Source organism: Nocardia sp. NPDC127579, from assembly GCF_042672005.1.
Classification (GTDB): Bacteria; Actinomycetota; Actinomycetes; order Mycobacteriales; family Mycobacteriaceae; genus Nocardia.
Genome location: NZ_JBHXVZ010000001.1, coordinates 897,615 through 922,682, shown reverse-complemented (window position 1 = coordinate 922,682; position 25,068 = coordinate 897,615). Strand labels below are relative to the sequence as shown.

Sequence of the window (25,068 nt, the reverse complement as noted above, 5' to 3'; positions counted from 1 at the left end):
TCTACTTCCCCTTCTTCTGTGCGGCCAGGTCGTCGTCGAAGCGGGCCCGGATCTCATCGGCCACACCGGCCAGGTTCAGTTCCATGGTGAAGCCCTGCTCGTAGCGGTAGGAGCGGTGCACGTCCTGCACGTCGATGCCGTTGAGCGCGCGTTTGGCGGCGCGGATGACGCGCCCGTCCTTGTTCGCGATGTTCTTGGCGACTTCCAGTGCGGCGGCGTCGAGTTCGGCGCGCGGCACCACCTGGTACACCGAGCCGTAGTGGTGCAGCTGCTGGGCGGTGAGCTTGCCCGCGGTGTAGAACATGGTGCGCATCAGATGCTGGGGGACCAGCCGGGCCAGGTGGGTGGCGGCGCCGAGCGCGCCGCGATCCACCTCGGGCAGGCCGAAGGTGGCGTCGTCGGAGGCGATGATGACATCGGAGTTGCCGACCAGGCCGATGCCGCCGCCGAGGCAGAAGCCGTTGACGGCGGTGACCACCGGAACCTGGCAGTCGTAGACCGCGGCGAAGGCTTCGAAGCAGCCGTGGTTGGCGGCGATCAGCTTGGCATGGCCGGTGTCGTCGTTCATTTCCTTGATGTCGACGCCCGCGTTGAAGCCGCGGCCTTCGGCGCGCAGTACGACCACGCGGGTCCGCGGGTCGCGCCCGGCCTCGCGCACCGCGTCGGCGAGGGCGAACCAGCCATCCGAGGGCAGGGCGTTGACCGGCGGATAGTCGACGGTGACGACCTCCACGCCGTCGGTTTCGGTATGACGGTTGATCCCCATCGAATGTCCCATCGTTCTTGGCAGGCACATTGCCGAAGCAAGCAGTTGCTTGGTAGGTTAGCACGGTGGCTCTCGAAATCGACCTGTCCGGCCGCGTCGTCCTCGTCACCGGCGGGGTACGCGGCGTCGGCGCCGGAGTGAGCAAGGCATTCCTCGCCGCGGGCGCGACCGTCATCGCGTGTGCGCGCCGTCCCGCCGAAGCGCCGGTGACCTACGACGGCCGCGAAATCGTCTACCTGCCCTGCGATGTGCGCGACGCGGATTCGGTCACCGAGCTGATCGAGACCATCGTGCGCGACCACGGTCGCCTGGATCACGTGGTCAACAACGCGGGCGGTGCGCCCTTCGCGCTCGCCGCGCAGGCCAGCAAGAATTTCCACGCCAAGATTGTCGAGCTGAACCTGCTTGCGCCGCTGCTGGTTTCGCAGATCGCCAACGCGGTCATGCAGGAGCAGCCCGACGGCGGCTCGATCGTCATGGTCTCGAGCGTCAGCGGGCACCGGCCCTCGCCCGGCACCGCGGCCTACGGCGCGGCCAAGGCGGGCATCGACAGCCTGACCCAGTCCCTGTCGGTGGAGTGGGCACCCAAGGTCCGGGTCAACTCGCTGATCGTCGGCCTGGTCGAGACCGAGCAGAGCGAACTGCACTACGGCGACCAGGACGGCATCGCCGCCGTCGCCGCGACCATCCCGCTGGGCCGGATGGCGCGCCCCGAGGACATCGGCCGCAGCGCCGCCTTCCTGGCCTCGCCGCTGGCGGCCTACATCAGCGGCGCGACGCTGCTGGTGCACGGCGGCGGCGAGCGACCGGCCTTCCTCGCGGCCTCCACCGCCGACCAGCGCTGAACCATCGAAGACGAAAGAGGGACAACAGGTATGGCTGAAAGCAAGGACGCCCAGCTCTGCGCCGGGCGCGTGGTCATCGTCACCGGCGCGGGCCGCGGCATCGGACGCGCGCACGCGCTGGCGTTCGCGGCCGCGGGCGCGAAGGTCGTGGTCAACGACCTCGGCTCCGCGTTGAACGGCGACGCCACCGCCGAGACCCCGGCGCAGCAGGTGGTCTCGGAGATCAAGGCGCTCGGCGGCGAGGCCGTGGCCAACGGTGACGACGTCGCCGACTTCGACGGCGCGCGTCAGCTGATCCGCACGGCGGTCGACACCTTCGGCCGGCTGGACGTCCTGGTCAACAACGCGGGTTTCGTGCGCGACCGCATGCTGGCCAACCTGTCCGAGGACGAATGGGACGCGGTGGTCCGCGTGCACCTCAAGGGCCACTTCGCCACCATGCGTCACGCGATCGAGTACTGGCGCGCGGAAAGCAAGGCGGGCAACGCCGTCGACGCGCGCATCATCAACACCAGCTCCGGCGCGGGTCTGCAGGGCAGTGTCGGGCAGAGCAACTACGGCGCGGCCAAGGCGGGCATCGCGGGCCTGACCCTGACCGCGGCCGCCGAATTCGGCCGCTACGGCGTGACGGTCAACGCGATCGCGCCCGCCGCCCGCACCCGGATGACCGAAACTGTGTTCGCCGACACAATGGCCGCTCCCGAGGACGGTGGTTTCGACGCCATGGCGCCGGAAAACGTCTCGCCGCTGGTGGTTTGGCTGGGTAGCGCCGAATCAGCCGGGATCACCGGTCGGATGTTCGAAGTCGAGGCCGGCAAGGTCGCGGTGGCCGACGGCTGGCGGCACGGCGCCGCGGTCGACAAGGGCGCCCGCTGGGCGCCTGCCGAGCTGGGACCCGTGGTCAGGGACCTGCTCGCCAAAGCTGTGACGCCCGAACCGGTCTACGGAGCCTGACCGGTTCGCCCGGTTCGCCCGAACAACTTCGGCCCCGTACGCGTGCTCGCGTGCGGGGCCGCGGACTGTTTGCGGATACCCGGTCTCGCTGCGCAAGATCGCATCGGCCATTATTCTTATATCTCGTCCGTATAAGTCCCGGAGAGTATCGCGACCGGGCACGTAACTGCGCTGTTTGATGAAGGGGAAGGCTGCGCATGGCCATTGGTCGCATGATGCGAGTTGTCGCGGTCGCCGGGCTGGTTTCCGGCTTCGCGCTACTCGGTCCCATGGCCGCCATGGCGCAGCCGGACGGCTCCGCCAAACCGGAGCCGTCCGCGGGCTCGGATGTGCTGGCGCAGCCCGGCTGTTCGCTCAGCGCGGGCTGCCCCGAACCAGCCGCTCCCGAGATCGCCGAGCAGTGGACGCCGATGACGATTCCCGGCCAGCCCACGCCGATTCAGCCCGTACCCACCGACGCCGCCGCGCCGATTCCGCCGACCAACGCCGTGGGTTCCGGTTCGGCCGCCGGGCTGGGCGCGCTGCTGGGCACCGGCTCCGCCGGGCTCGGCGTCGTCCTGGGTACCGGTTCGGCCGCCGGGTCCGCTGTGCTCGGCACCGGCTCCGCCGGCGTCGGCGCGGTGCTCGGTACCGGTTCCGCGGCGCTGGCGACCGGTTCCGCCGGTGCGGCCGCCGTGCTCGGTACCGGTTCGGCCGGGCTCGGTGTCGGTCTCGCGACCGGTTCCGCCGGTTTGGGCGCGGTGCTCGGTACCGGTTCGGCCGGGCTGGGTGTCATCCTCGGTACCGGTTCCGCGGGTCTGGGCGCCGGTCTCGCGACCGGTTCGGCCGGTCTCGGTGTGGTGCTCGGTACGGGTTCGGCGGGGTTGGGCGTGATTCTCGGTACCGGTTCGGCCGCGCTCGCCGGTACGGGCTCCGCGGTGCTCGGAACCGGTTCCGCCGCAGTGGGTTCCGCGGCCGTGGGTTCGGCCGCCGTGGGTTCGGCCGCGGTCGGCTCCGCGGCTCCGCTACTGCTGCTGTTGATTCCGATTCCGCCGTTGCCCGCGCCCGCGCCGCCCCCGGTGCCGATGGCGATCCCGCCGGTGCCGTCCGTGCCCGCGCTGCCGCTGCCGGTCGTGGCCGCGCCTGCGCCGCAACAGATTCCGCCGGAGGTACCCCCGCCACCACCTCCGCCGGCCGCGCCGCCCGCGGCCCCGCAGAAGCCGAATCCCGATGTGCGGCCGACCTCGTCGAATGACGGCCTGCCCGAACCGGATGTGCTGACCGTGGTCGGCGGTCTGATCGCCCTCGCCCTGGCCGGAACCGGTTCCGGCGCGGTGAGTTTCCAGAGTGCGTCGGCGGCCCAGGCCCGCATCGACGCGGCGCGCGCGGAGTTCTTCGGACCGAGGTCGTGAGGGGGAGCGGCGGCATGAGCGAATCGAAGACGCAGAGCAGCGCCAGGTCCTATCGCAGGGTGGCGGCCGCGGTGGACGCCGTATGCGCGGTCGCGGCCGATTTCGACGCCACCACGCTGGACCAGGTGGTCGAGGCCATCGCCCGGGAACGCCAGCGCGAGATCGAGATCGCCAGTGCCCATTTGGGTCCCGGCGTGTGCGGGCAGCGCCGGTTCTATCCGGACCGCGATGTCATCGTGCTGGCCGCGGCGTTGCCCAGCCGCGAGCACACCCTCGCGCACGAACTCGGCCACATCATCTTCGATCACGAGGGCGCACCGGCCCCCGAGGTCACCCTGGAGGCCAGCGACGATCTGATCGCGTACATGCTCAGCCAGCGCGCACACCAGCAGATCCTCGACGACGGGGCGGATGAGCGGGCCGAGTGGGAGGCGGAGACGTTCGCGGCCATGCTGATGACCCGGCTGCGCGTGTTCAACACCCGGGGCGCAGGCGTCTCGGTCCTTCGATTCGACGAGGCACTCGGATGATGACCCTGTGGTTGACAGCCATGCTGGTGTGGATGGCCGCCGGTGCGCGGGTGGGCCGGGTGCTGGTCAAGCCGGCCACCACGGCGCGGGTGGCGATCGTGGTCGCCGTCGCGGCGGTCGCACTCGGAGCCACCGTCGCCGTCCCCGAAATTGCTTTGGCCATAGACAATCTGCTGTCGAGCGGCCTGCATGCCGGGCTGCTGTCGGACGGGGTCGTGGTGTCGGCCTGGATCCTGTTCTCGACCGCCACCGCGGTGGTCGCCGCCGCGGCCTGGCCGATCGTGTCGCGCCGGAATCTGGGGCGGATCGCGTCCTACATCTACGCCGGTGGTATCGGCGTCATCGTGCTCGCGCTCGCCTGGTCCTACACCCTGGGCTGGGTGTACGTGGTGCTGGCGTGCGTGTTCATCGTCGTGACCGGTGTGCGCAATCTGGACTGGACCACGTTGGGCCGCGGCATCGCCATCTACACCACGGGCACCGCCGTGGTAGCGGTGTTGGCCGCCTTCAATATTCGGCGTGCTCTGATCGATGCCCCCCGGGCGGCGCCGGGTCAGCCGACCTGGGGCTGGCCGGTGTGGGAGATCGCCGCGCTGCTGATCGCCTTCGGCGCGGTATGGATCGTGGTCGAGCTGTGGCTGCGGGCCCGGCTGCTGCTGCGGCAGATCCGGGAGCTGCATCGCCTGATGATCGGCCGGTTCCCCGAGGTGCTGGCGCACGAGCACACCGGAACCTCCACTCAGCTCAAGGCTTCCGATCAGGTCGCCCAGATCATGGACGCGCTGTATCTGCAATCAGGCGGCGGTCTGGAGCTCGTGGAGGCGGGTAAGCCGCCGGAGTCGATCGTGGAGCGCGCCGATCTGGTGGCGGAATGGGCGCGAAACCCGCTGGGGGACATTGTGTGTGATGCGCGCTGGATCGCGCCGCCGGAGGGTATCAGTCCGCGCGGCTGGGTGCAGGCGATCGCCCGTTCCTTCGACGCCTACGGCGGCGCGACGGCACCGGCGCGAAACGCCGCGCGCTAGTGTCGATTTCATCTGCAAGTACATCTGAGATGAGTTTGCCGGAAAACAACCCATATGGTCTGATTCGCCTGCGGGAATCAGTGTGCGCGCAATGTTCGAAACTGCGCTGCCTGCTGGAAGATTCGTGATCCGGTCGTGTGTAGCGCCGAATTCCCCTCGGGCAGCAGAAAATCCGGCACGGCCCATCGGCCGAGCCGGACTCAGCTGCTACGACGCTTACCCCCCTGGCCAACTGAGTTCGCGCATGGGTAATACGCCGGGCACCCCAAGGAGCCCGCCTACACAACCACCACCAACGTCCCGAAGGCCGTGGCGGTAGGTGACCCTACAGTCCTATTCCGTTCCGTCCGGCGGGATTTCGGGCAAGCCTTCGCTGGCCCGAAGCTTCTCCGCCATCGAGGTAAGTAGGTTCTGTGATTCCTCGGACAGGTCGAACGCTCTACTCGACAGCCTGCGCAGTCCGTAGCCTTGCAGCTGGGACAGCAGCTCTAGATCGTGATCGATCTTGGCGGCATAGATGTCATTGAAGAAGTAGTCCGGCTTGACCTTGAAGAACTTGGCCAGTGCAGCCACCGTTTCGTCCGACGGGTTCGTCCGTTGTCCCGACCGCAGCTGCGAGAGATACGGTTTCGAGATCGGATGCCCGGAGGCTGTCAGCGCAGCCGCAACCTCCGCGTTGGTGTGCGGCTTGCGCCCCGGGGGATGCACGGTTTCGAACAGCTTGTTCAGCCGCGCCGCGAAATCAGCCATTGTGAGCCGCCCAATTCCCTTCGCTGTACTAACAGTCGTTATCTCGGATACGTATCATTGATATTAGCGGCTCAGTAACTGAAAACCTACGCCTGATTCCGGATTTCCTTGAAGCTTCTAGGTGTACCTCGAGTGAAGGTACTGGGACCGCAGCGTTTGCGGGTCACCCCAAGGTCTCTGGTGGAGACGTGATATGCACCGGTTCTGGCCCGTCGCAGAGGTCTTCCGCGACCGGCTCATGATAGCCGAAAGTTAGCTGACGTCTCATCGACCTCTCTGTACCGCGGATTGTGTGGCGTACGACACGTTTTGGCGGTTCTGGGATGAACGTTCAACAAACCGGGGCGAAAAGGATTGGGGGAGGGTCGAGTCGACGGCGCCGGCCCGCCCGGGACCGGCGCCGGACTGCTAGACGCGCTCGATGATGGTGCCGGTGGCGAGGGCGCCGCCGCAGCACATGAGGATCATGGCGGTGCTCTTGCCGGTCCGTTCCAGCTCGTGCAAAGCCGTTGTGATCAGCCGGGATCCGGTGGAGCCGACCGGATGACCGAGCGCGATCGCGCCGCCGTTCACATTCACCCGATCGAAGTCCGGCTTGTGCACCGATGCCCAGGACAGCACCACGGAGGCGAAGGCCTCGTTGATCTCGAACAGGTCGATATCGGAGATGCTCATGCTGGACTTGTCGAGCAGTCGCTGACAGGCCTGGACCGGGCCGTCCAGGTGGTATTCGGGCTCGCCGCCCACCAGCGCCTGCGCCACGATCCGGGCGCGGGGGCGCAATCCCTGGCGCTGCGCGGCCTTTTCGTCCATGAGCAGCACCGCCGCGGCGCCGTCGGAGATCTGCGAGGAGGTGCCAGCGGTGTGAATACCGCCTTCCAGCACGGGCTTCAGCTTGGCCAGGCCCTCCCGGGTGGTCTCGCGCAGGCCCTGATCGCGGGCGACGTCCATGCTCTCGCCGGTGCGGTTACCCTCCTTGTCCACCTGCGGTGTGTCCTTGATGGTCAGCACCTCGCGGTCGAAGCGGCCCTCGGCCCACGCCTGCGCGGCCAGCCGCTGGGAGCGCTCGCCGAGCTCTTCGATGTCGTCGCGGGTGATGCCGCGCCGCTTGGCGATCTGCTCGGCGGCCTCGAACTGATTGGGCATGTCGATATCCCAGGATTCGGGACGGCGCGGGCCGGCGTGCGTGCCCACGTTCGCGCCCAGCGGCACGTGGCTCATGGATTCGAGGCCGCAGGCCAGGCCGATCTCGATGGCGTCGGTGGCGATCAGGCCGGCGACCAGGCCGACGGCCTGCTGGGCCGAACCGCACTGGTTGTCGATGGTGACCGCGCCGGTCTGCCAGGGGAGCCCGGCGTGCAGCCAGGCGGTACGGGTGACATTGTTGCCCTGCTCGCCGACCTGCATGACGCAGCCGCCGATGACCTGCTCGACCAGGCTCGGATCCAGCTCCGCCTTGTCGAGGATGCCGCGCTGTGCGGCGCCGAGCAGTTCGGCGGCGTGCAGTCCGGCCAGCCAGCCGTTGCGCTTGCCGATCGGGGTGCGAGCGGCCTCGACGATTACGGGATTACCCATGTCCGAACCTTCCGTTCAGGAGAAAAACTGGAACGCGTGTTAGACGGTCCCCTGGATCTTCTTTACTAGTAATACCCCCTGTGCTGCAATGAGTGTAGAACGTGTTTCAGTTCTCAAAGGAGACAACTGGTGGTTCACACTCGTCCTGATCTACCCGAGGGTTTCGACGTCACCGACCCGGACATCTACGCGCGGCGCGTTCCTGTCGAGGAGTACGCGGAGCTGCGCAAATCCGCCCCGGTCTGGTGGAACCCGCAGCCGAAGGAAGTCGGCGGCTTCCACGACGACGGTTTCTGGGTGGTGAGTAAGCACGCCGATGTCAAGGAAGTCTCCCGGCGCAGCGATGTCTTCTCCAGCTCCGAGAACACCGCGCTGCCGCGTTTCAACGACGACATTCCGCGCGAGAACATCGAGATGCAGCGAGTGGTGCTGCTGAACATGGATGCGCCCGAGCACACCAAGCTGCGCAAGATCATCTCCAAGGGCTTCACCCCGCGGGTGATCAACGGAATGCGAGCCGAGCTGTCGGCTCGTGCCGCGGATATCGTCAAGCGTGCGGCCGCGGAGGGTGCGGGTGACTTCGTCACGCAGGTCTCCTGTGAACTTCCGCTCCAGGCCATCGCCGATCTGATCGGGGTGCCACAAGAGGATCGGATGAAGCTGTTCCAGTGGTCCAACGAGATGACGGGCTACGACGATCCCGAGTACGCCGACGTCGACCCGCTCGCCTCGACCACTCAGATCCTGGGCTACGCCTACGAAATGGCCACCGCCCGCAAGGAATGCCCGGCCGATGACCTGGTCACCAAGCTGATCGAAGCCGATATCGACGGTGACCACCTCAAGCCCGAGGAGTTCGGCTTCTTCGTGATCATGCTGTCGGTGGCCGGCAACGAGACCACACGCAATGCGATTACGCACGGCATGATGGCGTTCCTCGATCACCCAGAGCAGTGGGAGCTGTTCAAGAAGGAGCGTCCGGCCACCACCTATGACGAGATCATTCGGTGGGCCACCCCGGTCACGTCGTTCCAGCGGACCGCGCTCGAGGACACCGAACTCGGGGGCGTGCAGATCAAGAAGGGGCAGCGGGTGGTCATGCTCTACCGCTCGGCCAACTTCGACGAGGATGTCTTCGAGAATCCGGAGACCTTCGACATCCTGCGAAAGAACAACGACCACCTGTCATTCGGCGGGACCGGCGCGCATTTCTGCATCGGAGCCAACTTGGCGCGACTGGAAGTCGAATTGATTTTCAATGCCATTGCCGATCATCTGCCGGATATCACCAAGCTCGGTGATCCGCAGCGCCTGCGGTCGGGCTGGTTGAACGGAATCAAGGAATTCCCGGTGGATTACCGGACCAAGGGATGTCCGGTCGCGCACTAGTCGATGAACAGCACTCGGCCGGGACCTGTATGGTCCCGGCCGAAACCGTCATTCGGCGGGTTTCATGGTGCCCATGGCGCGGTCGGTCTCCCAGAAGGCCCGCAGCGCCAGGATCTTCCCGGACTCGTCGACCAGGTAGGTGAACACGCCCTCGGCGTCGATCTGCTGCCCGGCGATACGGGTGCGGATCTTGCCGGTGAAGGCGACCTCGTGACCGCAGGCGAAGGAGTCGTCGAACAGGAACTCGATCGAATCGGTCTTGGCGATCGCCATATCCCAGAACGCTCCGATCGCCTCGTGGCCGCGATGCCCCTTGCCTTCCGGATCGAATCCGGAAGGGCCGATGGGATCCTCGACGATGCCGTCGGCGGCGAACAGCGCGATCCAGGCGTCCTTGTCTCGCGCTCGCACGGCCGCCTGCGAGGCGTGCCCGGCCGCACGGGCCGGATGTTGCGCGCTCATCGCTTCTCCGATCCGACGACCCACATCGAGAAGTACTGCGAGCCGCCGCCATAGGCGTGGCCCATCGCCTTACGCGCGTTCTCGACCTGGTAGGCCCCGGCACGGCCCATGACCTGCTTGGCCGATTCGGCGAAGCGGATCAGGCCGGAGGCGCCGATCGGGTTGGAGGACAGCACGCCACCCGACGGATTCACCGGGATCTTGCCGCCGATTTCGGTCTCGCCCTTGTCGGTCAGCTTCCAGCCGTCACCCGGCGCCGCGAACCCCAGGTTCTCCAGCCACATCGGCTCGAACCAGGAGAACGGCACGTAGATCTCGGCGGCGTCGATCTCCTCGAGCGGATCGGTGATCCCGGCGGCCTTCCACAGGGCGGCGGCCGCGTCGCGCCCGGCCTGCGGATTCACCTGATCGCGGCCGGCGAAGGTGGTCGGTTCGGTGCGCATGGCGGTGCCGTGCACCCAGGCCACCTTCTTGCCGGCAGCTTCGACCGTGGCCGCGGCGTCCTCGTCACCGATGACGATGGCGCAGGCACCGTCCGAAGACGGACAGGTCTCGTCGAAGCGGATCGGATCCCACAGCATCTGCGAGGCCAGCACCTGCTCGACGGTGATATCGGGCTGGTGCAGATGGGCCAGCGGATTCTTGGCGCCGTTGCGCCGGTCCTTGGTCGCGACCATGGCGCCGATATGGCCCGGCGCGTTCGACCTGCGGATATAGGAGCGCACATGCGGGGCGAAGTAGCCGCCCGCGCCCGCGCCGACCGGCATGGTGAACGGCACCGGAATCGACAGCGCCCACATGGCATTGGATTCGGACTGCTTCTCCCAGGCCACCGCGAGAACCCGCTTGTGCATGCCGGCCTGGACCAGGTTGGCGGCCACAATGCCGGTGGAGCCGCCGACCGATCCGGCGGTATGCACGCGGAGCAGGGGTTTTCCGGTGGCGCCGAGCGCGTCGGCCATCATGAGCTCGGGCATCATGACGCCCTCGAACATATCCGGCGCCTTGCCGACCACGACCGCGTCGATATCGGCCATGGTGAGGCCCGCATCATCGAGCGCGCGATCGATTGCTTCGCGACACATCCCCGACATGGATACATCGGTTCGTTTCGTCACGTGATGGGTTTGTCCGGTGCCAAGCACCGCAGCGGGGGAGCTCATCGGGTGCCTTCCAGGACGGTAACCAGGTTCTGTTGCAGCGCGGGGCCACTGGTCGCATGCGCGAGCGCGCGATTAGCTGTGCCCGCCATAATCGCGTTCGCGGCGAATCCGATGCGCTCCAATCCGGCGGCGAACATCGGGTTTGCTGCCAGTGCGCCACCGGACGGGTTGACCGAGGTCTGCGGCTTCAGGCCGATAGCCTCCGCGAGGATCAGCTGCTGATGGCTGAACGGCGCGTGCAGTTCGGCGATATCGAATCCGGAGGTGTCGCCAGCGGTGACCGCCTGTGCCGCCGCGGCGGTCGAGGGGGAGACGGTGAGGTCTCGCGCGCCGAGCATCGGGGTGTCGACGCGGTGTGCGATGCCGGTGATCCAGGCCGGGCGCTCGCACAGTTCTTTGGCACGGTCACCCACGGCCAGCACGATCGCGGCCGCGCCGTCGGTGATCGGCGCGATATCGTGCTCGCGCAGCGGATCGGCGACATACGGTGCGGCCAAAAGGGATTCGATGTCGCCGTCGGCGCCGGCCGCCACCGTGGCCATATCCCGCTCGGTCCAGCGTCCGGCGGCCAGCCCGGCCCGGGCCTGTAGGCCCGCGATGGCATGCGAATCGGGCCACAGCGGGGTGACGGTGTACGGGTCGAGCTGCATGGACAGGATCTGCCGCAGGGTGCCTGCCGAAGATTTGCCGAAGCCGTAGACCAGTGCGGTCCGAGCCTGCCCGGACTTCAGTTTCACGTACGCCTCGTACAGCGCCCAGGCGGCGTCCATCTCGACGTGCGACTCGTTGATCGGCGGCACCGCGCCGATCGCGTCGACCGCGGAGATGAACGAGAAAGCCCGTCCGGCAAGGTAATCCGAGGAACCCGAGCACCAGAAGTCGATATCGGACTTGGTGATGCCGAGCGTGGAGTAGAGCTGCTGGAAGCAGGGCACCAGCATCTCGACGCCATTGGTGGTGCCGAAGGTCTCCGGCACGTGCGGCGCGTGGGCGAAACCCACGACAGCGATGTCGTTGGAATGGTCAGTCAACGGCGCGGCCTCTCAGAGGTGATGCTTGTAGGAGTCGTAATCGGCGTCGGGCTCGCCGGAGGGCTCGAAGTGGTCCACGTTGGACAGGCCGAAGCCCCACTCCTCACGCGGCTTCCACACTGCTTTCACCCGCATGCCCATGCGTACTTCGGTTGCCGCGCAACCGAGTACGAGATGCAGCACCGGGATGTCGGCGCCGTCCAGCAGGACGTAGGCCGCGACGTACGGCGGCTTGATGCGCTGGCCCAGGAATGGCACATTGACGATGCAGAAGGTGGTGACGGTGCCGTGGTCGGACAGCTCGACATAGTCGTCGGTGGGCAGGCCATTGGTCGGATTCGCCCCGCGCGGAGGGAAATACACCTTGTCGCCGGCGCCGGAGCGCGCGCCGAGCAGCTTGCCCTCGGCCAGCCCGCGCAGGTAGACCGTCTCCTGCGGCGAGGCATTGTGGCTGTAGTGCAGGTCGACGGGCGTGACGATCTGCGTGATCGGCTCCTGGTCCGCGCCGGAATCAGCTGGCGCACCGGAGGTTTCGCCGGGTTCGAAGCAGACGATATCGGTAATGCTGCCGGTGGTCTCGGCCGCCCAGCGAGCGCGCACCCGCATGCCGGTCGACAGGTCCTGCGGGGTGGCGACGTCGACGGCGTGCAGCAGTGCGGTGTCGGCGCCGTCGAGCCGGATCAGCGCGTAGGCGAACGGGCGGTCGAACGGCTGGCCGGGCAGCACGTCGCATACCCAGGTCCAGGATTCGACGGTGCCCACATCGGCGACGGTGACGAATTCGGTCAGCGGCGCCGCGGTCACGGGGTCGTACTCCGGCGGCGGCACCAGCACTCGGCCGGCCGAGCCGCGCACGCCGATCACCTGATGTCCACGCAGGCCGGTGAGAAACGCGCCGATGGTCGGTCCGACGGACCGCGTGTAGTCGAACTTCATCCGAAGCGGTGCACTCAATACATCCGGGGCGGTGTGCCCACCCGTCGCCCGACCGCCACTCCTCACGGAATCGCTGCGCGATGCGGTGTTCATTGGCAACCCTCTCTCATCCGCGAAATTGCCGGATGGACTATTCCCCTGGCTTACGACTTCGAGTAGAACAGGTTCTTATTCTGCTGGCAAGATGTGGTGTACGCGACAGCCCCGTCGGTCGGGGCGGGAGGAAGAGGTCCGCCGTGAAGTTCGGTTTGCAGCTCGGATATTGGATGGCGCAGCCGCCGCAGAACGCGGGTGAGCTGGTGGCCGCCGCGGAAGCGGCCGGATTCGACGCGGTCTTCGCCGCCGAGTCCTGGGGCTCGGATGCTTTCGGCCCGCTCACCTGGTGGGGCTCGCAGACCGAACGGGTGCGGCTGGGCACCTCGGTGGTGCAGATGTCGGCGCGCACGCCCGCCGCCACCGCCATGCACGCGCTCACCCTCGATCACCTCAGCGGTGGGCGCGCGGTGCTCGGACTCGGCGTCTCCGGCCCGCAGGTGGTCGAGGGCTGGTACGGGCAGCCGTTCGCCAAACCACTGGCGCGCACCCGGGAGTACGTGGAGGTGATCCGCAAGGTGCTCGCGCGCGAAGCGCCGGTCACCAATGCCGGGCCGCACTACCCGCTGCCGTACACCGGGCCCGGTTCGGTCGGTCTCGGCAAGCCGCTCAAGCCGATCGTGCACCCGCTACGTGCGGATCTTCCGATCTGGCTGGGCGCGGAGGGGCCGAAGAATGTGGCCTTGACCGCCGAGATCGCCGACGGCTGGCTCGCGATCTACTACGCGCCGCGGCTGGCGAACATGTACAACGACTGGCTCGACGAGGGCTTCGCCCGCGCCGGGGCGCGCCGCACTCGCGAGACCTTCGAGATCGCCGCGAGCTGTCAGGTGGTGATCACCGACGATCCCCGGGCCGAGCTGGAGCGGATGCGCTGGATCATGGCGCTCTACATCGGCGGCATGGGCGCGCCGGAGCAGAATTTTCACGCGCAGGTCTACAAGCGCATGGGTTACGAACGCGAAGTGGACGAGATCGGGCGGCTGTTCCTGTCCGGTAAGAAGGCCGAGGCGGCGGCCGTCGTTCCGGACGAGCTGATTCTGGACACCGCGATCATCGGCAGTGCCGAGCATGTCCGCGAGCAGATCAAGATCTGGGAGGCGGCGGGCGTCACCATGATGCTGGTCTCCGCCGACAGTGCAGAGCAGGTGCGGGCGCTGGCCGCGCTCGCCTCGTGACTGCCCCTTGTTCATTGATAGAACACGTTCTAGATTCATTGAGGTGACGATGACCACGATCGATCCCGACACCCTGCTGCGGATGCCCGTGCACAACGGGTTCAGCCTGCTGGCCGGCTTGCGGCGGCACCGCAAGAGTCCCGTGGTCACGCTGGGCGACACGGTGCTCACCGGCGCGGACGTGCTCGACGCGATCAGCCGCTACGTATCGGCCTTCGAGGCCAATGGCATCGAAACCGGTTCTCCGGTAGGCGTTCTCGCGTTGAACCGGCCCGAGGTGCTGTTCACCATCGCCGCCGGGCAGGTCCGCGGACACCGGCGCACCGCCCTGCATCCGATCGGCGGACTCGACGATCACGCGTATGTGCTCGCGGACGCGGGTATCTCGACGTTGATCCTGGATCCGGTGCCGATGTTCGTGCAGCGCGCCCGGGAACTCGTGGACCGGGTCGCGGGCCTGACCAAGGTGCTCGTGCTCGGGCCGGTGCCGGACGAACTGTCCGATGTCGGTGTCGACTTCCTCGCCGAAGTGGCCAAGCACGAGCCGCGGCCGGTCGAAGCCGTCGAACTGCGGCCCGACGACGTGATCTCGGTGAGCTACACCGGCGGCACCACCGGCAAGCCCAAGGGCGTGGTCGGCACCGCGCAGGCCATGGCGACCATGACCCAGATCCAGCTGTCGGAGTGGGAATGGCCGAAGCGGCCGAAATTCCTGATCTGCACGCCGCTTTCGCATGCGGGCGCGGCCTTCTTCCTGCCGGTCGTGCTGCTCGGTGGCGAGTGCATCGTGGTGCCGCGCTTCGACGCGGGCGAGGTGCTCAAAGCGATCGAGGAGCATCGGATCAGCGCCACCATGCTGGTGCCGTCCATGATCTACGCCCTGCTCGATCACCCCGACGTGGACAAGCGGGACCTGTCCTCGCTGGAGACCGTCTACTACGGCGCCTCGGCCATCGACCCGACCCGCCTCACCCAGGCCATCGAGAAGTTCGGGCCGATCTTCGCGCAGTACTTCGGTCAGTCCGAGGCGCCCATGGCGATCAGCTACCTGGGTAAGGACGAGCACGACAAGGAGCGCCTCACCTCCTGCGGCCGGCCCTCCGCCGCGCTGCGCGTGGCGCTGATCGACACCGAAGACCAGGTGGTCGCGCCCGGTGAGGTCGGCGAAATCTGTGTCTCCGGACCGCTGCTGGCGGCCGGATACCTGAATCTGCCCGAGGTGACGGCCGAGACGTTCAAGAACGGCTGGCTGCGCACCGGCGACCTGGCCCGCCAGGACGAGGACGGCTTCCTGCACATCGTCGGCCGCAGCAAGGACATGGTGGTCACCGGCGGCTTCAACGTGTTCCCGCGCGAAGTGGAAGACGTTGTCGCCGAACACGACAGCGTGCTCGGCGTGGCCGTGGTCGGCGTGCCGGATCCGCAGTGGGGCGAGGCCGTGACGGCCGTCGTGGTGCTCGACCCGGCCGTGGCCGCCGACGCCGCGGCCGTCGAGCGGGCCACCGGCGAGATCTCGCAGCTGGTCAAACAGCGCAAGGGCTCGGTGCAGGTACCCAAGCACTATGTCGTCGTCGAGCAGCTGCCGCTGACCGGTCTGGGCAAGCCCGACAAGAAAGCCATCCGAATTCTCGCCAACGAGCGACTAGGCATCGCCTGACCCCTGAACTGCGGGCGACTTGGTGGTCGGGCCGCCCGCACGAATCCGCCCCGTCTAGAGCCAGGACGGGGCGGATTTCTTTTGCCGTGGATCAGGCGTTCTCGCGCAGCTCCATGGGGAGATCGAACAGCGGGAACAGCTTCTCGGTGTCGAGGAAGAAGTTGAGGCCCGCGATGGTGTCGCCGTCCAGTTCCAGGACGGTGATCGACCAGGGGACGTAGACGCCCGGCTCGCCCGACGGCTTGTAGTGACCGAAGGCCGGGTGGCCGTTGGCGCCCTCCAGGCGAATGAGTTTGGAACCGGCACAGGCGTTTCCGGTGCCGAGCATGAACTCGGCGACATTCGCGGGGCCGGAGATCCAGAGCTCGAACGGAGGCATGGACAGGGCCACATCGGCTTTCAGCAATGTGGTGAGCGCGTCCATGTCGTAGGCCTCGAAGGCGGAGACGAAATCGTCGACCAGTTTGCGCTGGTTGTCGTCGGCCTCGTCGAAATCGTCGAAATCGCTCGGCTGCACCTTGGACATGGTGGTGCGGGCGCGCTGCAGGGCGGAGTTCACCGAGGCGGGGGACATGGTGAGCGCCTCGGCCGTCTCGTTGGCCGAGAAGCGCAGCACCTCGCGCATGATCAGGATGGCGCGCTGGGTGGCGGGCAGGTGTTGACAGGCGGCGACGAAGGCCAGGCGCAGGGTGTCTTTGGCGGTGGCGTGCTCGGCCGGATCGGCGCCGAAGGCCAGGGCGTTGGGGATCGGCTCGATCCAGACGTAATCCGGCTGCGGCGGCGGGAGCGGGGACGCGGGGCTGCCGGGGCTGTTGAGATCCATCGGCCGGGCCCGGCGCTGTGGGCCGTCGAGCATGTCGAGACAGACATTGGTGGCGATGCGGTACAGCCACGAGCGCAGACTGGCGCGGCCCTCGAACGAATCGTAGGACTTCCAGGCGCGGGTGAAGGTTTCCTGGACGGCGTCCTCGGCTTCGAAGGAGGAGCCGAGCATGCGGTACGCGTAGGCGCACAGCTCGCGCCTATGACCCTCGAAGGAAGCGAGTACCTCGGGGGTGAGGGTGGCGGGGCCAGCCGAGTCGTTCATGGGTGCCACGATGCCACAGCCCACCGACAGGTCGCAGCGGAAACCGGCGTGGACCAGGGTCTTCAAGATCAATACAGCGGTAGATCATTCGCTCCGCGAAGAATTTTCGGGAGTAGCGATGAGTTCCGCCCCGGTCGCCCGTCCTTATCTGTGAACGCACCGACGTACTCGAGAGGACGAGAACATGAGCAGCAAGATGATCTTCATCAACCTTCCGGTGGCGGACCTGAACCGGTCCAAGGCCTTCTACGAGGCGCTGGGCTGGAAGGTGAACGCCGACTTCACCGACGAGAACGCCGCGTGCATCGTGGTCGACGACAACATCTGCCTGATGCTGCTGACCAAGACCTTCTTCACCACCTTCACCAAGCGCCCGATCGCCGACACCGTCGCGGCCACCGCCGCGGCCTACGCGCTTTCGCTCGGCAGCGCGCAGGAGGTGGACGCGCTCACCGACGCCGCCGTCGCGGCGGGCGGCACCGAGGAGGTCAATACGGACAAGCGGGCCGAAGAGGCGCAGGTGGGCATGCACGGCCGCACCTTCCTCGACCCCGACGGCCACCAGTGGGAGCCGTTCTTCATGAACTACCAGCCCGCCTGATCCACGAGGTCGTCATCCCGGCGAGAGCCAGAACCCAACTGCGGTGGGTCCCGGCGTTCGCCGGGATGACGTATTTCTACTGACCGGTGAAGTTGGGTTTGCGCTTCTCCGCGAACGCCTTCGGGCCCTCCTTGGCATCGGCGGAGCGGAACACCGACATACCGATCTTGGCCTCGAGCTGGAAGGCGTCCAGTTCGTGCATCGCCTCGGTATCGCGCAGTGTGCGCAAGATGGCCTGCACTGCCAGCGGTCCGTTGTTCGCGATCTGGCCCGCCAGTTCCAGCGCCTTGTCCAGCGCGGTGCCGTCCGGCACCACGTGCCCGATCAGCCCATACTCCTTGGCTTCGGCGGCGGTGATGTGCCGTCCGGTAAGCAGGATGTCGGCGGCGACGGTGTAGGGGATCTGGCGGGCCAGGCGCACCGCCGACCCGCCCAGTGGAAACAGGCCCCAGCGGGCTTCGGAGACACCGAATTTCGCGCTCTCGGCAGCAACGCGGATATCGGTGCCCTGCAAGATCTCGGTACCGCCCGCGATGGCCGGGCCCTCCACGGCCGCGATCAGCGGTTTGGTCAGGCGGCGGCCCTTGAGCAGGGCCGGCAGGTTGGCGGGATCGAAGCTGGACTCGTTGTCACCGGGGTGCTTGGCGCTCATGGCCTTCAGATCCATGCCCGCGCAGAACGCGCCGCTGGCGCCGGTCAGGATGGCCACGCGGATGTCGGGATCACTGTCGACCTGGTCCCAGGCATCGCGCATGATCGCCATCATCTCCGCCGAGAGCGCGTTGCGCGCCTCGGGGCGATTCATGGTGACGACGAGGACGTGCTCGCGCTTCTCGACAAGGCAGTGCGGCATCCGAAATCTCCTGACTTTCTAACCTTGCCAGGAACAGTAACACGTTCTATTTTAGGGCTGTGAGTTACAACATAGCGGACCTTGTCGAACACGCCATCGACCTCATGCCGGATCGCGTCGCGCTGGTCGACGACGACCGCGAGGTGACTTACGCCCAGCTCGAGGAGCGGGCCAACAAACTCGCCCACTACCTGCTGGAACACGGTGTCCAGCAGGGCGACAAGGTGGGCCTGTACTCGCGCAACACGATCGAGGCCGTGATCGCCATGGTGGCGGTCTTCAAGGCCCGCGCGGTGCTGATCAACGTGAACTACCGATACGTCGAGAACGAGTTGCAATATATCTTCGACAACTCGGATATGGTCGCGCTGATCCACGAGCGCCGCTACAGCGACAAGGTGGCCGCGGTGCGGCCGAACACCCCCAAGCTTGGAACTGTCATCGTCGTCGACGACGATACGGCCGCAACCGTACCGACCGCAGCGGATTCGGTGGAATACGCCACCGTGCTCGCGGAGTCCTCGGGCGAGCGTGACTTCGGCGAACGCTCCGGCGACGACATCTTCATGCTCTACACCGGCGGCACCACCGGCCTGCCCAAGGGCGTCATGTGGCGTCAGGAGGACTGGTGGCGGGTGCTCGGCGGCGGCATCAACTTCGTCACCGGCGATCGGATCGAGGACGAGTGGCAGCAGGCCAAGACCGGCGCGGGCAACGCGCAGCTGGTGCGCTACCCGATCCCGCCGCTGATCCACGGTGGCTCCCAGTGTGCGGTGTTCCACGCGCTCTTCGACGGCGGCAAGGCGATCATGCTGCCCGAGTTCAGCGGCCATCACGTGTGGCAGGCCATCGACAAGCACACCGTGAACCTGATCTTCATCACCGGTGACGCCATGGCCCGCCCGATGCTGGACGCGCTGCGCGAGGGCAACCCGGAAACCGGTGAACCCTACAAGCATTCGAACCTGTGGGCGATGGCCTCGAGCGCGGCGCTGTTCTCGCCCACGCTCAAGGACCAGTTCATGGAGGAACTGCCCAACACCATGATCACCGACTCGATCGGCTCCTCGGAGACCGGTTTCGGTGGCCTGGCCGTGGTCGCCAAGGGGCAGACCCACACCGGCGGCCCGCGCGTGAAGATCGACGCCTCCACCGAGGTGCTCGACGATGACGGCAACCCGGTGCAGCCGGGCTCCGGCCAGATCGGCTTCCTCGCGCGCAAGGGGCACATCCCGCTCGGCTACTACGGCGACGAGGTCAAGACCAAGGCGACGTTCAAGGAGTTCCACGGCGTTCGCTACTCCATCCCCGGCGACTTCGCCCGGGTAGAGGAGGACGGCACCGTCACCATGCTCGGCCGCGGGTCGGTCAGCATCAACAGCGGCGGCGAGAAGATCTACCCGGAGGAGGTCGAGGGCGCGCTCAAGATGCACCCCGAGATCTTCGACGCGCTGGTCGTCGGCGTGGCGGACGAGCGCTGGGGGCAGCGGGTCACCGCGGTCGTGCAGTGCCGCGGCACCAAGCGCCCGACGCTCGAGGAGCTGCGGCCGATCCTGACCAAGGAGATCTCGGCCTACAAGTTGCCGCGCAGCCTGTGGTTCGTCGACGAGATCAAGCGGTCCCCGGCGGGCAAGCCGGATTACCGCTGGGCCAAGGAGCAGACCGAGGCACGCCCGGCCGATGAGCACGCCGAAGCCAGTGGCAAGTAAGTTCGGCTAAGGATCACCGGGCAGGGGTCGCCGCGTGAGCGGCGGCCCCTGTTCGCTGTCGCTGCACGGACAAAGGAGACCGTATTGGCTACCTCGCAGGCGTTCCCGGACGCGGATATGCCTCCGCTGGCCTTTTTCGAGGCCACGGCCGACGGGTTCGAGCCGCTGCCGTTCGCCAACAGCGCCTGGTCGCCGACCATGATCAATGGTCCGGCCGTGTGCGGACTGCTGGCGCGGGCCCTGGAGAACGCGCACTGTCCCGCGGGTTTTCTGCCGTCGCGGCTGACCGTCGACATGTTCCGGCCGCCGCAGAAGGCGACGACCACGGTGCTGACCTCGGTGGTGCGCGAGGGCAATCGAATCGTGGTGGCCGACGCGGTCTTCCGGCAGGGCGAGCAGGATATGGCGCGGGCGACCGCGGTCTTCCTGAAGCTGTCCGAGCAGCCGCCGGGGGAGCGCTGGACCCGCGACGCGGCGCCGGTGCCCCCGGAGGTGCCGCCCGCCGACGGGCCCACCGTGCCGCTGTGGAATTCGAACGGCCGCCCCGACGGCTGGACCGGCCGGATCGGCGATCATCAGAACAGCGGGCACAAGAAGCTGTGGCAGGCGCCGATCTCGGCGGTGCTGGGTGAGGCGCCGTCGCCGTTCGTGGGCGCCGCCATCATCGGCGAGTCGACCAGTCTGCTGACCAATTGGAGCGAGGAGGGCGTCGGGTTCATCAATGCCGACCTGACGCTCGCCCTGACCCGTCCGGGTGAGGGGTTGGAGATCGGCCTGGAAGCCGACAATCATCTCAGCGCCGACGGTGTCGCCGTCGGTAGCGCCACGCTGTTCGATCGCCGCGGCGCGTTCGGTACCTGTGTGGTGACGGCGCTGGCGAACGCGCAGCGCGCGGTGAATTTCGGCAAAGGCTATCGGCATCCCTCGGAGCGGTTGGCGCAGTAGCCGCTTGGACGCCAACGCTTGTTGGCCTACAGTCGTTGACATGACCGTCGAGCCTGATCAGCCTGTGCGCCGCTCCGATGCGACCCGCGCCGCCATTCTCGAGGCCGGCCGCGCCCGCTTCGCGGCCGAGGGTTTCCGCAAGGCGACCATTCGCGCCATCGCCGCCGACGCGGAGATCGATCCGTCCATGGTCATGCGGTACTTCGGCAACAAGGAGGGTTTGTTCGCGGCTGCCGTGGACATCTACCTGGATCTGCCCGACCTGTCCGCCGCCGAGCCGGACACCATGGGCGAGTTGCTGATTCGCCGCTTCCTCGAGGTGTGGGAGCAACCGCCCGGCAACGAGGTGATGCTCACCCTGCTGCGCACCGCGATCACCGACGAGGTGCTCGCGGGCCGTGCGCGCGCCGTCTTCGCCGAGCAGGTGCTGCCCGCCGTCCTGCGGGTCGGCGACCCTGCCGACGCCCCGCGCCGCAGCGGGCTCATCGCCACCCAACTCCTCGGCCTGGCCCTGTGCCGTTACATCCTGCAACTACCGCCCGTCCTGGTCATGACCACCGACCAGATCGTCGCCGACATCGCCCCGACCCTCCAGCACTACCTGACCTCGACCCCGGCCTGATCGGGCACTCGTCCCTAGCGGTCGTAGACGACATCGCGGCCACCGGCGGCGATTACCAGGATTACGAGCCGACCATCCTCGATTCGATAGATCGCCCGGTAATCGCCGTAGCGGAGGCGATAGAAACCTTTGAACTCTCCGGTCAATGGCTTGACCGCGTTGTTCGGAGCGTGCGGGTCGTCGCCGAGGAGGGCAAGCTTCTGCAGTAGGCGAATCGCGTCCGGTTTGGGGATATTACGGATGTCCTGTTGTGCTTCCGGGGTGAACTCGAACCGGTACTTCATTGGGGTTCGTCCAGGATCTCGGCGAACATGTCGGTGAGGTTGATGGCGCCTTCACCCTTGTAGGTCTCGTATCGGTGCTTGGCGATTTCCGCCAGGCGCTCATCCTCCCAATCCTCCAGCGCCTTGAGCATCGAGACCGGCACCATCGCTGCTACCGGGTGCCCATCGCGGGTCACGATCGTGGTCTCGCCCTGGGCGGCGGCGTCGAGGGTCTTGGCCAGCGCGGCACGTAGTTCTCGGACGGTAACGATGTCGGTCATGCCAGCAAGTGTACACTTCATGCGTACACAAGGCTTGCTCGTCGCGAGGCGGATACGCCGACGATGGGGAATCAGGCCGGGCCGCACTGGCATCCCGTGCTCGCCGAAGCCTGGACCATCCGCCGCGGCCGGGTGCGTTTTCGGATCGACGGTGCGGAAGTGCTGGCAGGTGAAGGGGATTCCGCCGCCGCGCCGGCCGGTGCGGTGCACGAGTTCTGGTCCGAGGCGCCCGATACCGTCCTCGATCACGAGATCCGGCCGCCGCTGCGGCACTGGGAGATGTTCCAGCTCTGGCAATCCCTCGACGCGGCCGGGAAGACCACCCGGGGCGGCATTCCGCGTAACCCACTCGCGCTCGGGCTGCTCTGGGACTACCAGGACGGCTATCTCGGCGGCATTCCCGTCTGGCTCCAGCGCCTGGTGCTGGGCGGTCTGGCCCGCCTCGCTCGCCGCCTCGGCCGGGAACGGCGCTGGTTGCCTGCACCGGATCACGCTGCGTGACAACGTAACCCGCCGCGGACGCGCAACGGCCCGGCAGCGGTGGCTGCCGGGCCGTTGCGGAGACGGGTCAGGCCGGGTCGGCCAGGGTGGCGCCGAGGGCGCGCAGGTGGTCGATTCCGGTGCCGAGGGCGAACTCGTTGTGTTTGGCGGCGGTGAAGTAGTTGTGCACGATGTGGTCGCGGTCGATGCCGACGCCGCCGTGCACGTGGACGACGGTGTGGGCGACCCGGTGGCCGGCATCGGCGGCCCAGAACTTGGCGGTGTGCACCGCTTCGGCGCTGGGCAGGCCCTCCGACAGCCGCCAGGCGGCCTGGGTGACGGCCAGGCGCAGGCCCTGCACGTCGATGTAGGCATCGGCCAGCCGCTGGGCCACGGCCTGGAACGCGCCGATCGGCTTGCCGAATTGCTCGCGCTCCCGGGCATAGTCGGCGACCAGCTCCAGCGCCCGGTCCAGGGTGCCGAGCTGCTGGGCGGCCAGGCCGACCCAGGCGCGGGTCAGCAGCCAATCCAGGATTTCCGTGCCCGACTCCACCGTGCCGACCAATTCGGCCGGGGTGTCGTGCAATTCGACCTCGAACTCGGCGCTGAAGTCGACCACACGCTGACCGGTCAGCGTCACCGAAGCATCAGTCGGGTCGACCAGGAACACGGCCGCGGCCCCGGACACGGTGGCGGGCACCAGGATTCGGGCGGCGCGGTCGGCGTAGGGCACGGTGGTCTTGGCGCCGACCAGCCGCCAGCCGCCGTCGGCTTCGCGCGCGACGGTGGTGGGCGCGGTGGGCTCCCAGTTGTGCACCTCGGCCAGCGCGGCGGTGAGGACGACCTCGCCGGTCGCGGCCTTGCGGGCCCAATCCTGCTGTGCCGCCGAACCATACGTGGCCAGCGCGCCCGCGCCCACCACGATCGAGGACAGGTACGGCACGGCCGCGACGGCCTTGCCGAGCTCGCGCAGCACCGAGGTCTGCTCGAGCATGCCGAAACCGCCACCGCCCAGGGACTCCGGCAGCGCGGCCGCGAGAATCCCGGTCTCGGCGAGCGAGTTCCACAGGGTCGCGTCGAAGCGGCCCTCGGCATCGAGCTCGCGCAGGCGGTCGGCGGTGACCAGCTTGCCGCAGACCTCCGCGGTCAGTCCGGCCAGATCGTTCTGGGCCTCGGTGGGAGTGAAATCCATTGTTGTTCCCCTGTTCTCAACGTGCGGAGGCGGGCTGCTGCAGCGCGGTCATGGCGATGATGTCGCGCTGGACTTCGTTGGTGCCGCCGCCGAAGGTCAGGATCAGCGCGGCCCGGTGGAAGCGCTCCAGCCGGCCGCGCAGCTCGGCGCCGGGGGAGTCCTGGCGCAGGTAGGCCTGCGGCCCGAGGACCTCCATGAGCAGCCGGTAGGCCTCGGTGGCGAGTTCGGTGCCGTAGACCTTGCAGGTGGAGGCGTCCCACATCTTCGGCGCGGCCTCGCCGCCCTGGTCGGCGCCGCTGGCGACCTGCCAGTTCAGCAGCTTCAGGTACTCCACCTTGGCGTAGACCTTGGCCAGGTTGACCCGCACCCATTCCTGGTCGATGACGCGATCACCGTTGGCGGCCTTGGTTTCTCGTGCCCACTCGATGGTCTGGTTCAGCGCCACCAGCAGCGGGCCGGCCGAGGTGAGCGCGACGCGCTCGTGGTTGAGCTGGTTGGTGACCAGCGACCAGCCGCCGTTCTCGGGGCCGACCAGCGAGCTCACCGGCACGCGCACGTCCTGGTAGTAGGTGGCGCTGGTGTCCGGGCCCGCCATGGTGTGCACCGGGGTCCAGGAGAAGCCTTCCGCGCTGGTCGGCACGATGAGCATGCTGATGCCCTTGTGCTTCTTGGCGTTCGGGTCGGTGCGCACGGCCAGCCACACGTAGTCGGCGTAGGCGATCAGGCTGGTCCACATCTTCTGGCCGTTGATCACGTAGTCGTCGCCGTCGCGCACGGCGGAGGTGCGCAGGCTGGCCAGGTCGGTGCCCGAGCCGGGTTCGGAATAGCCGATGGCGAAATGCAATTCGCCCGCGGCGATCTTCGGCAGGAAGAACTTCTTCTGCTCCTCGCTGCCGTAGTGCATGATCGTCGGCGCGACCGAGTTGATGGTCAGGAACGGCACCGGAGCGCCCGCGATAGCGGCCTCGTCGGTGAAGATCAACTGGTCCATTGTCGTACGGTCCTGGCCGCCGTACTCTTTGGGCCAGGCCATGGTGAGCCAGCCGTCCTTGCCCATCTGCTGGACGACTTCGCGATAGACATTGCCCTCGCCGTACTCGCCGGTGGTGGAGCTGAGCGCCGCCCGGCGCTCGGGAGTGATGAGCCGCGCGAAGTAGTCGCGCAGTTCGGCGCGAAGCTCCTCCTGCTGCGGCGTGTACGCGATGCGCATGGCTATACCTCGGCCTTCGACTAGTCCAGTTATCCCCGATGATTGCATATCGACTGAAACATGTTCCAGTATTGAGTTCT

At 67.4% G+C, this 25,068-nt stretch carries 26 protein-coding genes; 13 read left to right on the top strand and 13 right to left on the bottom strand.

What is annotated here, in order from left to right; all coding sequences use genetic code 11:
• Position 1: 1 nt before the first annotated feature.
• On the bottom strand, positions 2-766 hold the full coding sequence (locus tag ACFVMC_RS03705; protein ID WP_379206540.1) for an enoyl-CoA hydratase family protein: 765 nt from the start codon (positions 764-766) through the stop codon (positions 2-4).
• Between the two features lie 65 nt (positions 767-831).
• Between ACFVMC_RS03705 and ACFVMC_RS03700 the strand changes: the two genes are divergently transcribed.
• From ACFVMC_RS03700 to ACFVMC_RS03680, 5 genes are all read left to right on the top strand, one after another.
• Positions 832-1,611, top strand: a complete 780-nt coding sequence (locus ACFVMC_RS03700; protein ID WP_379206539.1) for an SDR family oxidoreductase — start codon at positions 832-834, stop codon at positions 1,609-1,611.
• 30 nt (positions 1,612-1,641) lie between these two features.
• Positions 1,642-2,565, top strand: a complete 924-nt coding sequence (locus ACFVMC_RS03695) for an SDR family oxidoreductase (RefSeq protein ID WP_379206538.1) — start codon at positions 1,642-1,644, stop codon at positions 2,563-2,565.
• Positions 2,566-2,762: 197 nt separating this feature from the next.
• A complete protein-coding gene (locus tag ACFVMC_RS03690) occupies positions 2,763-3,956 on the top strand; it encodes a hypothetical protein (protein WP_379206537.1) in 1,194 nt (397 codons plus the stop codon).
• A 14-nt stretch (positions 3,957-3,970) separates the two neighbouring features.
• Positions 3,971-4,486, top strand: a complete 516-nt coding sequence (locus tag ACFVMC_RS03685) for an ImmA/IrrE family metallo-endopeptidase (protein WP_379206536.1) — start codon at positions 3,971-3,973, stop codon at positions 4,484-4,486.
• Complete coding sequence (locus tag ACFVMC_RS03680; protein ID WP_379206535.1) at positions 4,483-5,511, top strand: hypothetical protein; 1,029 nt, start codon at positions 4,483-4,485, stop codon at positions 5,509-5,511. The genes ACFVMC_RS03685 and ACFVMC_RS03680 overlap by 4 nt, the downstream gene beginning before the upstream one ends.
• Before the next feature lie 333 nt (positions 5,512-5,844).
• Here the strand turns inward: ACFVMC_RS03680 and ACFVMC_RS03675 are convergent, their stop codons facing one another.
• On the bottom strand, positions 5,845-6,261 hold the full coding sequence (locus ACFVMC_RS03675) for a helix-turn-helix domain-containing protein (RefSeq protein WP_011207048.1): 417 nt from the start codon (positions 6,259-6,261) through the stop codon (positions 5,845-5,847).
• Positions 6,262-6,669: 408 nt separating this feature from the next.
• Positions 6,670-7,836 (bottom strand): steroid 3-ketoacyl-CoA thiolase, encoded by a 1,167-nt coding sequence (locus tag ACFVMC_RS03670; RefSeq protein ID WP_379206534.1) that lies wholly within the window; start codon positions 7,834-7,836, stop codon positions 6,670-6,672.
• 129 nt (positions 7,837-7,965) lie between these two features.
• Between ACFVMC_RS03670 and ACFVMC_RS03665 the strand changes: the two genes are divergently transcribed.
• Complete coding sequence (locus ACFVMC_RS03665) at positions 7,966-9,225, top strand: cytochrome P450 (RefSeq protein ID WP_379206533.1); 1,260 nt, start codon at positions 7,966-7,968, stop codon at positions 9,223-9,225.
• A gap of 48 nt (positions 9,226-9,273) precedes the next feature.
• On the opposite strand, the gene ACFVMC_RS03660 is transcribed toward ACFVMC_RS03665, so the two are convergent.
• The 4 genes from ACFVMC_RS03660 to ACFVMC_RS03645 are packed head-to-tail and all read right to left on the bottom strand — an operon-like array spanning position 9,274 to position 12,817.
• Positions 9,274-9,687, bottom strand: a complete 414-nt coding sequence (locus tag ACFVMC_RS03660) for a nuclear transport factor 2 family protein (protein WP_379206531.1) — start codon at positions 9,685-9,687, stop codon at positions 9,274-9,276.
• A complete protein-coding gene (locus ACFVMC_RS03655; protein ID WP_379206529.1) occupies positions 9,684-10,850 on the bottom strand; it encodes a thiolase domain-containing protein in 1,167 nt (388 codons plus the stop codon). The genes ACFVMC_RS03660 and ACFVMC_RS03655 overlap by 4 nt, the downstream gene beginning before the upstream one ends.
• Positions 10,847-11,881, bottom strand: a complete 1,035-nt coding sequence (locus ACFVMC_RS03650; RefSeq protein WP_379206527.1) for a thiolase domain-containing protein — start codon at positions 11,879-11,881, stop codon at positions 10,847-10,849. The genes ACFVMC_RS03655 and ACFVMC_RS03650 overlap by 4 nt, the downstream gene beginning before the upstream one ends.
• A gap of 12 nt (positions 11,882-11,893) precedes the next feature.
• Complete coding sequence (locus tag ACFVMC_RS03645; RefSeq protein WP_379206525.1) at positions 11,894-12,817, bottom strand: Zn-ribbon domain-containing OB-fold protein; 924 nt, start codon at positions 12,815-12,817, stop codon at positions 11,894-11,896.
• A 236-nt stretch (positions 12,818-13,053) separates the two neighbouring features.
• On the opposite strand from ACFVMC_RS03645, the gene ACFVMC_RS03640 reads away from it, so the two are divergent.
• Complete coding sequence (locus ACFVMC_RS03640) at positions 13,054-14,088, top strand: LLM class F420-dependent oxidoreductase (protein WP_379206524.1); 1,035 nt, start codon at positions 13,054-13,056, stop codon at positions 14,086-14,088.
• 49 nt (positions 14,089-14,137) lie between these two features.
• Entirely contained in the window at positions 14,138-15,745 is a 1,608-nt protein-coding gene (gene fadD8 / locus ACFVMC_RS03635; RefSeq protein WP_379207798.1) for a fatty-acid--CoA ligase FadD8, read from the top strand.
• 91 nt (positions 15,746-15,836) lie between these two features.
• On the opposite strand, the gene ACFVMC_RS03630 is transcribed toward fadD8, so the two are convergent.
• Positions 15,837-16,832 carry a sigma-70 family RNA polymerase sigma factor gene (locus ACFVMC_RS03630; RefSeq protein ID WP_379206522.1) on the bottom strand — a complete coding sequence of 332 codons (996 nt, stop codon included), beginning with the start codon at positions 16,830-16,832 and terminating at the stop codon, positions 15,837-15,839.
• A 184-nt stretch (positions 16,833-17,016) separates the two neighbouring features.
• Between ACFVMC_RS03630 and ACFVMC_RS03625 the strand changes: the two genes are divergently transcribed.
• Complete coding sequence (locus ACFVMC_RS03625) at positions 17,017-17,433, top strand: VOC family protein (RefSeq protein WP_379206520.1); 417 nt, start codon at positions 17,017-17,019, stop codon at positions 17,431-17,433.
• 76 nt (positions 17,434-17,509) lie between these two features.
• On the opposite strand, the gene ACFVMC_RS03620 is transcribed toward ACFVMC_RS03625, so the two are convergent.
• Entirely contained in the window at positions 17,510-18,286 is a 777-nt protein-coding gene (locus ACFVMC_RS03620) for a crotonase/enoyl-CoA hydratase family protein (RefSeq protein ID WP_379206518.1), read from the bottom strand.
• A 59-nt stretch (positions 18,287-18,345) separates the two neighbouring features.
• On the opposite strand from ACFVMC_RS03620, the gene ACFVMC_RS03615 reads away from it, so the two are divergent.
• The 3 genes from ACFVMC_RS03615 to ACFVMC_RS03605 all read left to right on the top strand — a co-directional run bounded on the left by ACFVMC_RS03615 (position 18,346) and on the right by ACFVMC_RS03605 (position 21,562).
• A complete protein-coding gene (locus ACFVMC_RS03615; protein WP_379206516.1) occupies positions 18,346-19,995 on the top strand; it encodes an acyl-CoA synthetase in 1,650 nt (549 codons plus the stop codon).
• An 84-nt stretch (positions 19,996-20,079) separates the two neighbouring features.
• Positions 20,080-20,940 (top strand): acyl-CoA thioesterase domain-containing protein, encoded by an 861-nt coding sequence (locus ACFVMC_RS03610; protein WP_379206514.1) that lies wholly within the window; start codon positions 20,080-20,082, stop codon positions 20,938-20,940.
• 40 nt (positions 20,941-20,980) lie between these two features.
• Positions 20,981-21,562, top strand: a complete 582-nt coding sequence (locus tag ACFVMC_RS03605) for a TetR family transcriptional regulator (protein ID WP_379206512.1) — start codon at positions 20,981-20,983, stop codon at positions 21,560-21,562.
• Between the two features lie 14 nt (positions 21,563-21,576).
• Here ACFVMC_RS03605 and ACFVMC_RS03600 read toward each other — a convergent pair whose 3' ends face one another.
• Both ACFVMC_RS03600 and ACFVMC_RS03595 read right to left on the bottom strand, forming a co-directional pair.
• Complete coding sequence (locus ACFVMC_RS03600) at positions 21,577-21,846, bottom strand: type II toxin-antitoxin system RelE/ParE family toxin (protein WP_379206510.1); 270 nt, start codon at positions 21,844-21,846, stop codon at positions 21,577-21,579.
• Positions 21,843-22,106 (bottom strand): type II toxin-antitoxin system Phd/YefM family antitoxin, encoded by a 264-nt coding sequence (locus ACFVMC_RS03595; protein ID WP_379206508.1) that lies wholly within the window; start codon positions 22,104-22,106, stop codon positions 21,843-21,845. The genes ACFVMC_RS03600 and ACFVMC_RS03595 overlap by 4 nt, the downstream gene beginning before the upstream one ends.
• Before the next feature lie 63 nt (positions 22,107-22,169).
• On the opposite strand from ACFVMC_RS03595, the gene ACFVMC_RS03590 reads away from it, so the two are divergent.
• Positions 22,170-22,607: a cupin domain-containing protein gene (locus tag ACFVMC_RS03590; RefSeq protein ID WP_379206506.1), complete on the top strand. Its 438-nt coding sequence runs from the start codon at positions 22,170-22,172 to the stop codon at positions 22,605-22,607.
• A 67-nt stretch (positions 22,608-22,674) separates the two neighbouring features.
• On the opposite strand, the gene ACFVMC_RS03585 is transcribed toward ACFVMC_RS03590, so the two are convergent.
• Together ACFVMC_RS03585 and ACFVMC_RS03580 are read right to left on the bottom strand one after the other, a co-directional pair.
• Positions 22,675-23,778: an acyl-CoA dehydrogenase family protein gene (locus ACFVMC_RS03585; protein ID WP_379206504.1), complete on the bottom strand. Its 1,104-nt coding sequence runs from the start codon at positions 23,776-23,778 to the stop codon at positions 22,675-22,677.
• A 16-nt stretch (positions 23,779-23,794) separates the two neighbouring features.
• On the bottom strand, positions 23,795-24,988 hold the full coding sequence (locus ACFVMC_RS03580) for an acyl-CoA dehydrogenase family protein (protein ID WP_379206502.1): 1,194 nt from the start codon (positions 24,986-24,988) through the stop codon (positions 23,795-23,797).
• Between the last annotated feature and the right edge of the window lie 80 nt (positions 24,989-25,068).

Bases quoted from the DNA above. Each gene is read 5' to 3' on its own strand.
- ACFVMC_RS03620 (WP_379206518.1), bottom strand. From the start codon at position 18,286: ATGCCGCACTGCCTTGTCGAGAAGCGCGAGCACGTCCTCGTCGTCACC.
- ACFVMC_RS03695 (WP_379206538.1), top strand. From the start codon at position 1,642: ATGGCTGAAAGCAAGGACGCCCAGCTCTGCGCCGGGCGCGTGGTCATC.
- ACFVMC_RS03605 (WP_379206512.1), top strand. From the start codon at position 20,981: ATGACCGTCGAGCCTGATCAGCCTGTGCGCCGCTCCGATGCGACCCGC.
- ACFVMC_RS03630 (WP_379206522.1), bottom strand. From the start codon at position 16,832: ATGAACGACTCGGCTGGCCCCGCCACCCTCACCCCCGAGGTACTCGCT.
- ACFVMC_RS03645 (WP_379206525.1), bottom strand. From the start codon at position 12,817: ATGAAGTTCGACTACACGCGGTCCGTCGGACCGACCATCGGCGCGTTT.
- ACFVMC_RS03655 (WP_379206529.1), bottom strand. From the start codon at position 10,850: ATGAGCTCCCCCGCTGCGGTGCTTGGCACCGGACAAACCCATCACGTG.
- ACFVMC_RS03585 (WP_379206504.1), bottom strand. From the start codon at position 23,778: ATGGATTTCACTCCCACCGAGGCCCAGAACGATCTGGCCGGACTGACC.
- ACFVMC_RS03690 (WP_379206537.1), top strand. From the start codon at position 2,763: ATGGCCATTGGTCGCATGATGCGAGTTGTCGCGGTCGCCGGGCTGGTT.
- ACFVMC_RS03685 (WP_379206536.1), top strand. From the start codon at position 3,971: ATGAGCGAATCGAAGACGCAGAGCAGCGCCAGGTCCTATCGCAGGGTG.
- ACFVMC_RS03670 (WP_379206534.1), bottom strand. From the start codon at position 7,836: ATGGGTAATCCCGTAATCGTCGAGGCCGCTCGCACCCCGATCGGCAAG.
- ACFVMC_RS03590 (WP_379206506.1), top strand. From the start codon at position 22,170: ATGGGGAATCAGGCCGGGCCGCACTGGCATCCCGTGCTCGCCGAAGCC.
- ACFVMC_RS03660 (WP_379206531.1), bottom strand. From the start codon at position 9,687: ATGAGCGCGCAACATCCGGCCCGTGCGGCCGGGCACGCCTCGCAGGCG.
- ACFVMC_RS03600 (WP_379206510.1), bottom strand. From the start codon at position 21,846: ATGAAGTACCGGTTCGAGTTCACCCCGGAAGCACAACAGGACATCCGT.
- fadD8 (WP_379207798.1), top strand. From the start codon at position 14,138: ATGACCACGATCGATCCCGACACCCTGCTGCGGATGCCCGTGCACAAC.
- ACFVMC_RS03595 (WP_379206508.1), bottom strand. From the start codon at position 22,106: ATGACCGACATCGTTACCGTCCGAGAACTACGTGCCGCGCTGGCCAAG.
- ACFVMC_RS03680 (WP_379206535.1), top strand. From the start codon at position 4,483: ATGATGACCCTGTGGTTGACAGCCATGCTGGTGTGGATGGCCGCCGGT.
- ACFVMC_RS03675 (WP_011207048.1), bottom strand. From the start codon at position 6,261: ATGGCTGATTTCGCGGCGCGGCTGAACAAGCTGTTCGAAACCGTGCAT.
- ACFVMC_RS03625 (WP_379206520.1), top strand. From the start codon at position 17,017: ATGAGCAGCAAGATGATCTTCATCAACCTTCCGGTGGCGGACCTGAAC.
- ACFVMC_RS03705 (WP_379206540.1), bottom strand. From the start codon at position 766: ATGGGGATCAACCGTCATACCGAAACCGACGGCGTGGAGGTCGTCACC.
- ACFVMC_RS03580 (WP_379206502.1), bottom strand. From the start codon at position 24,988: ATGCGCATCGCGTACACGCCGCAGCAGGAGGAGCTTCGCGCCGAACTG.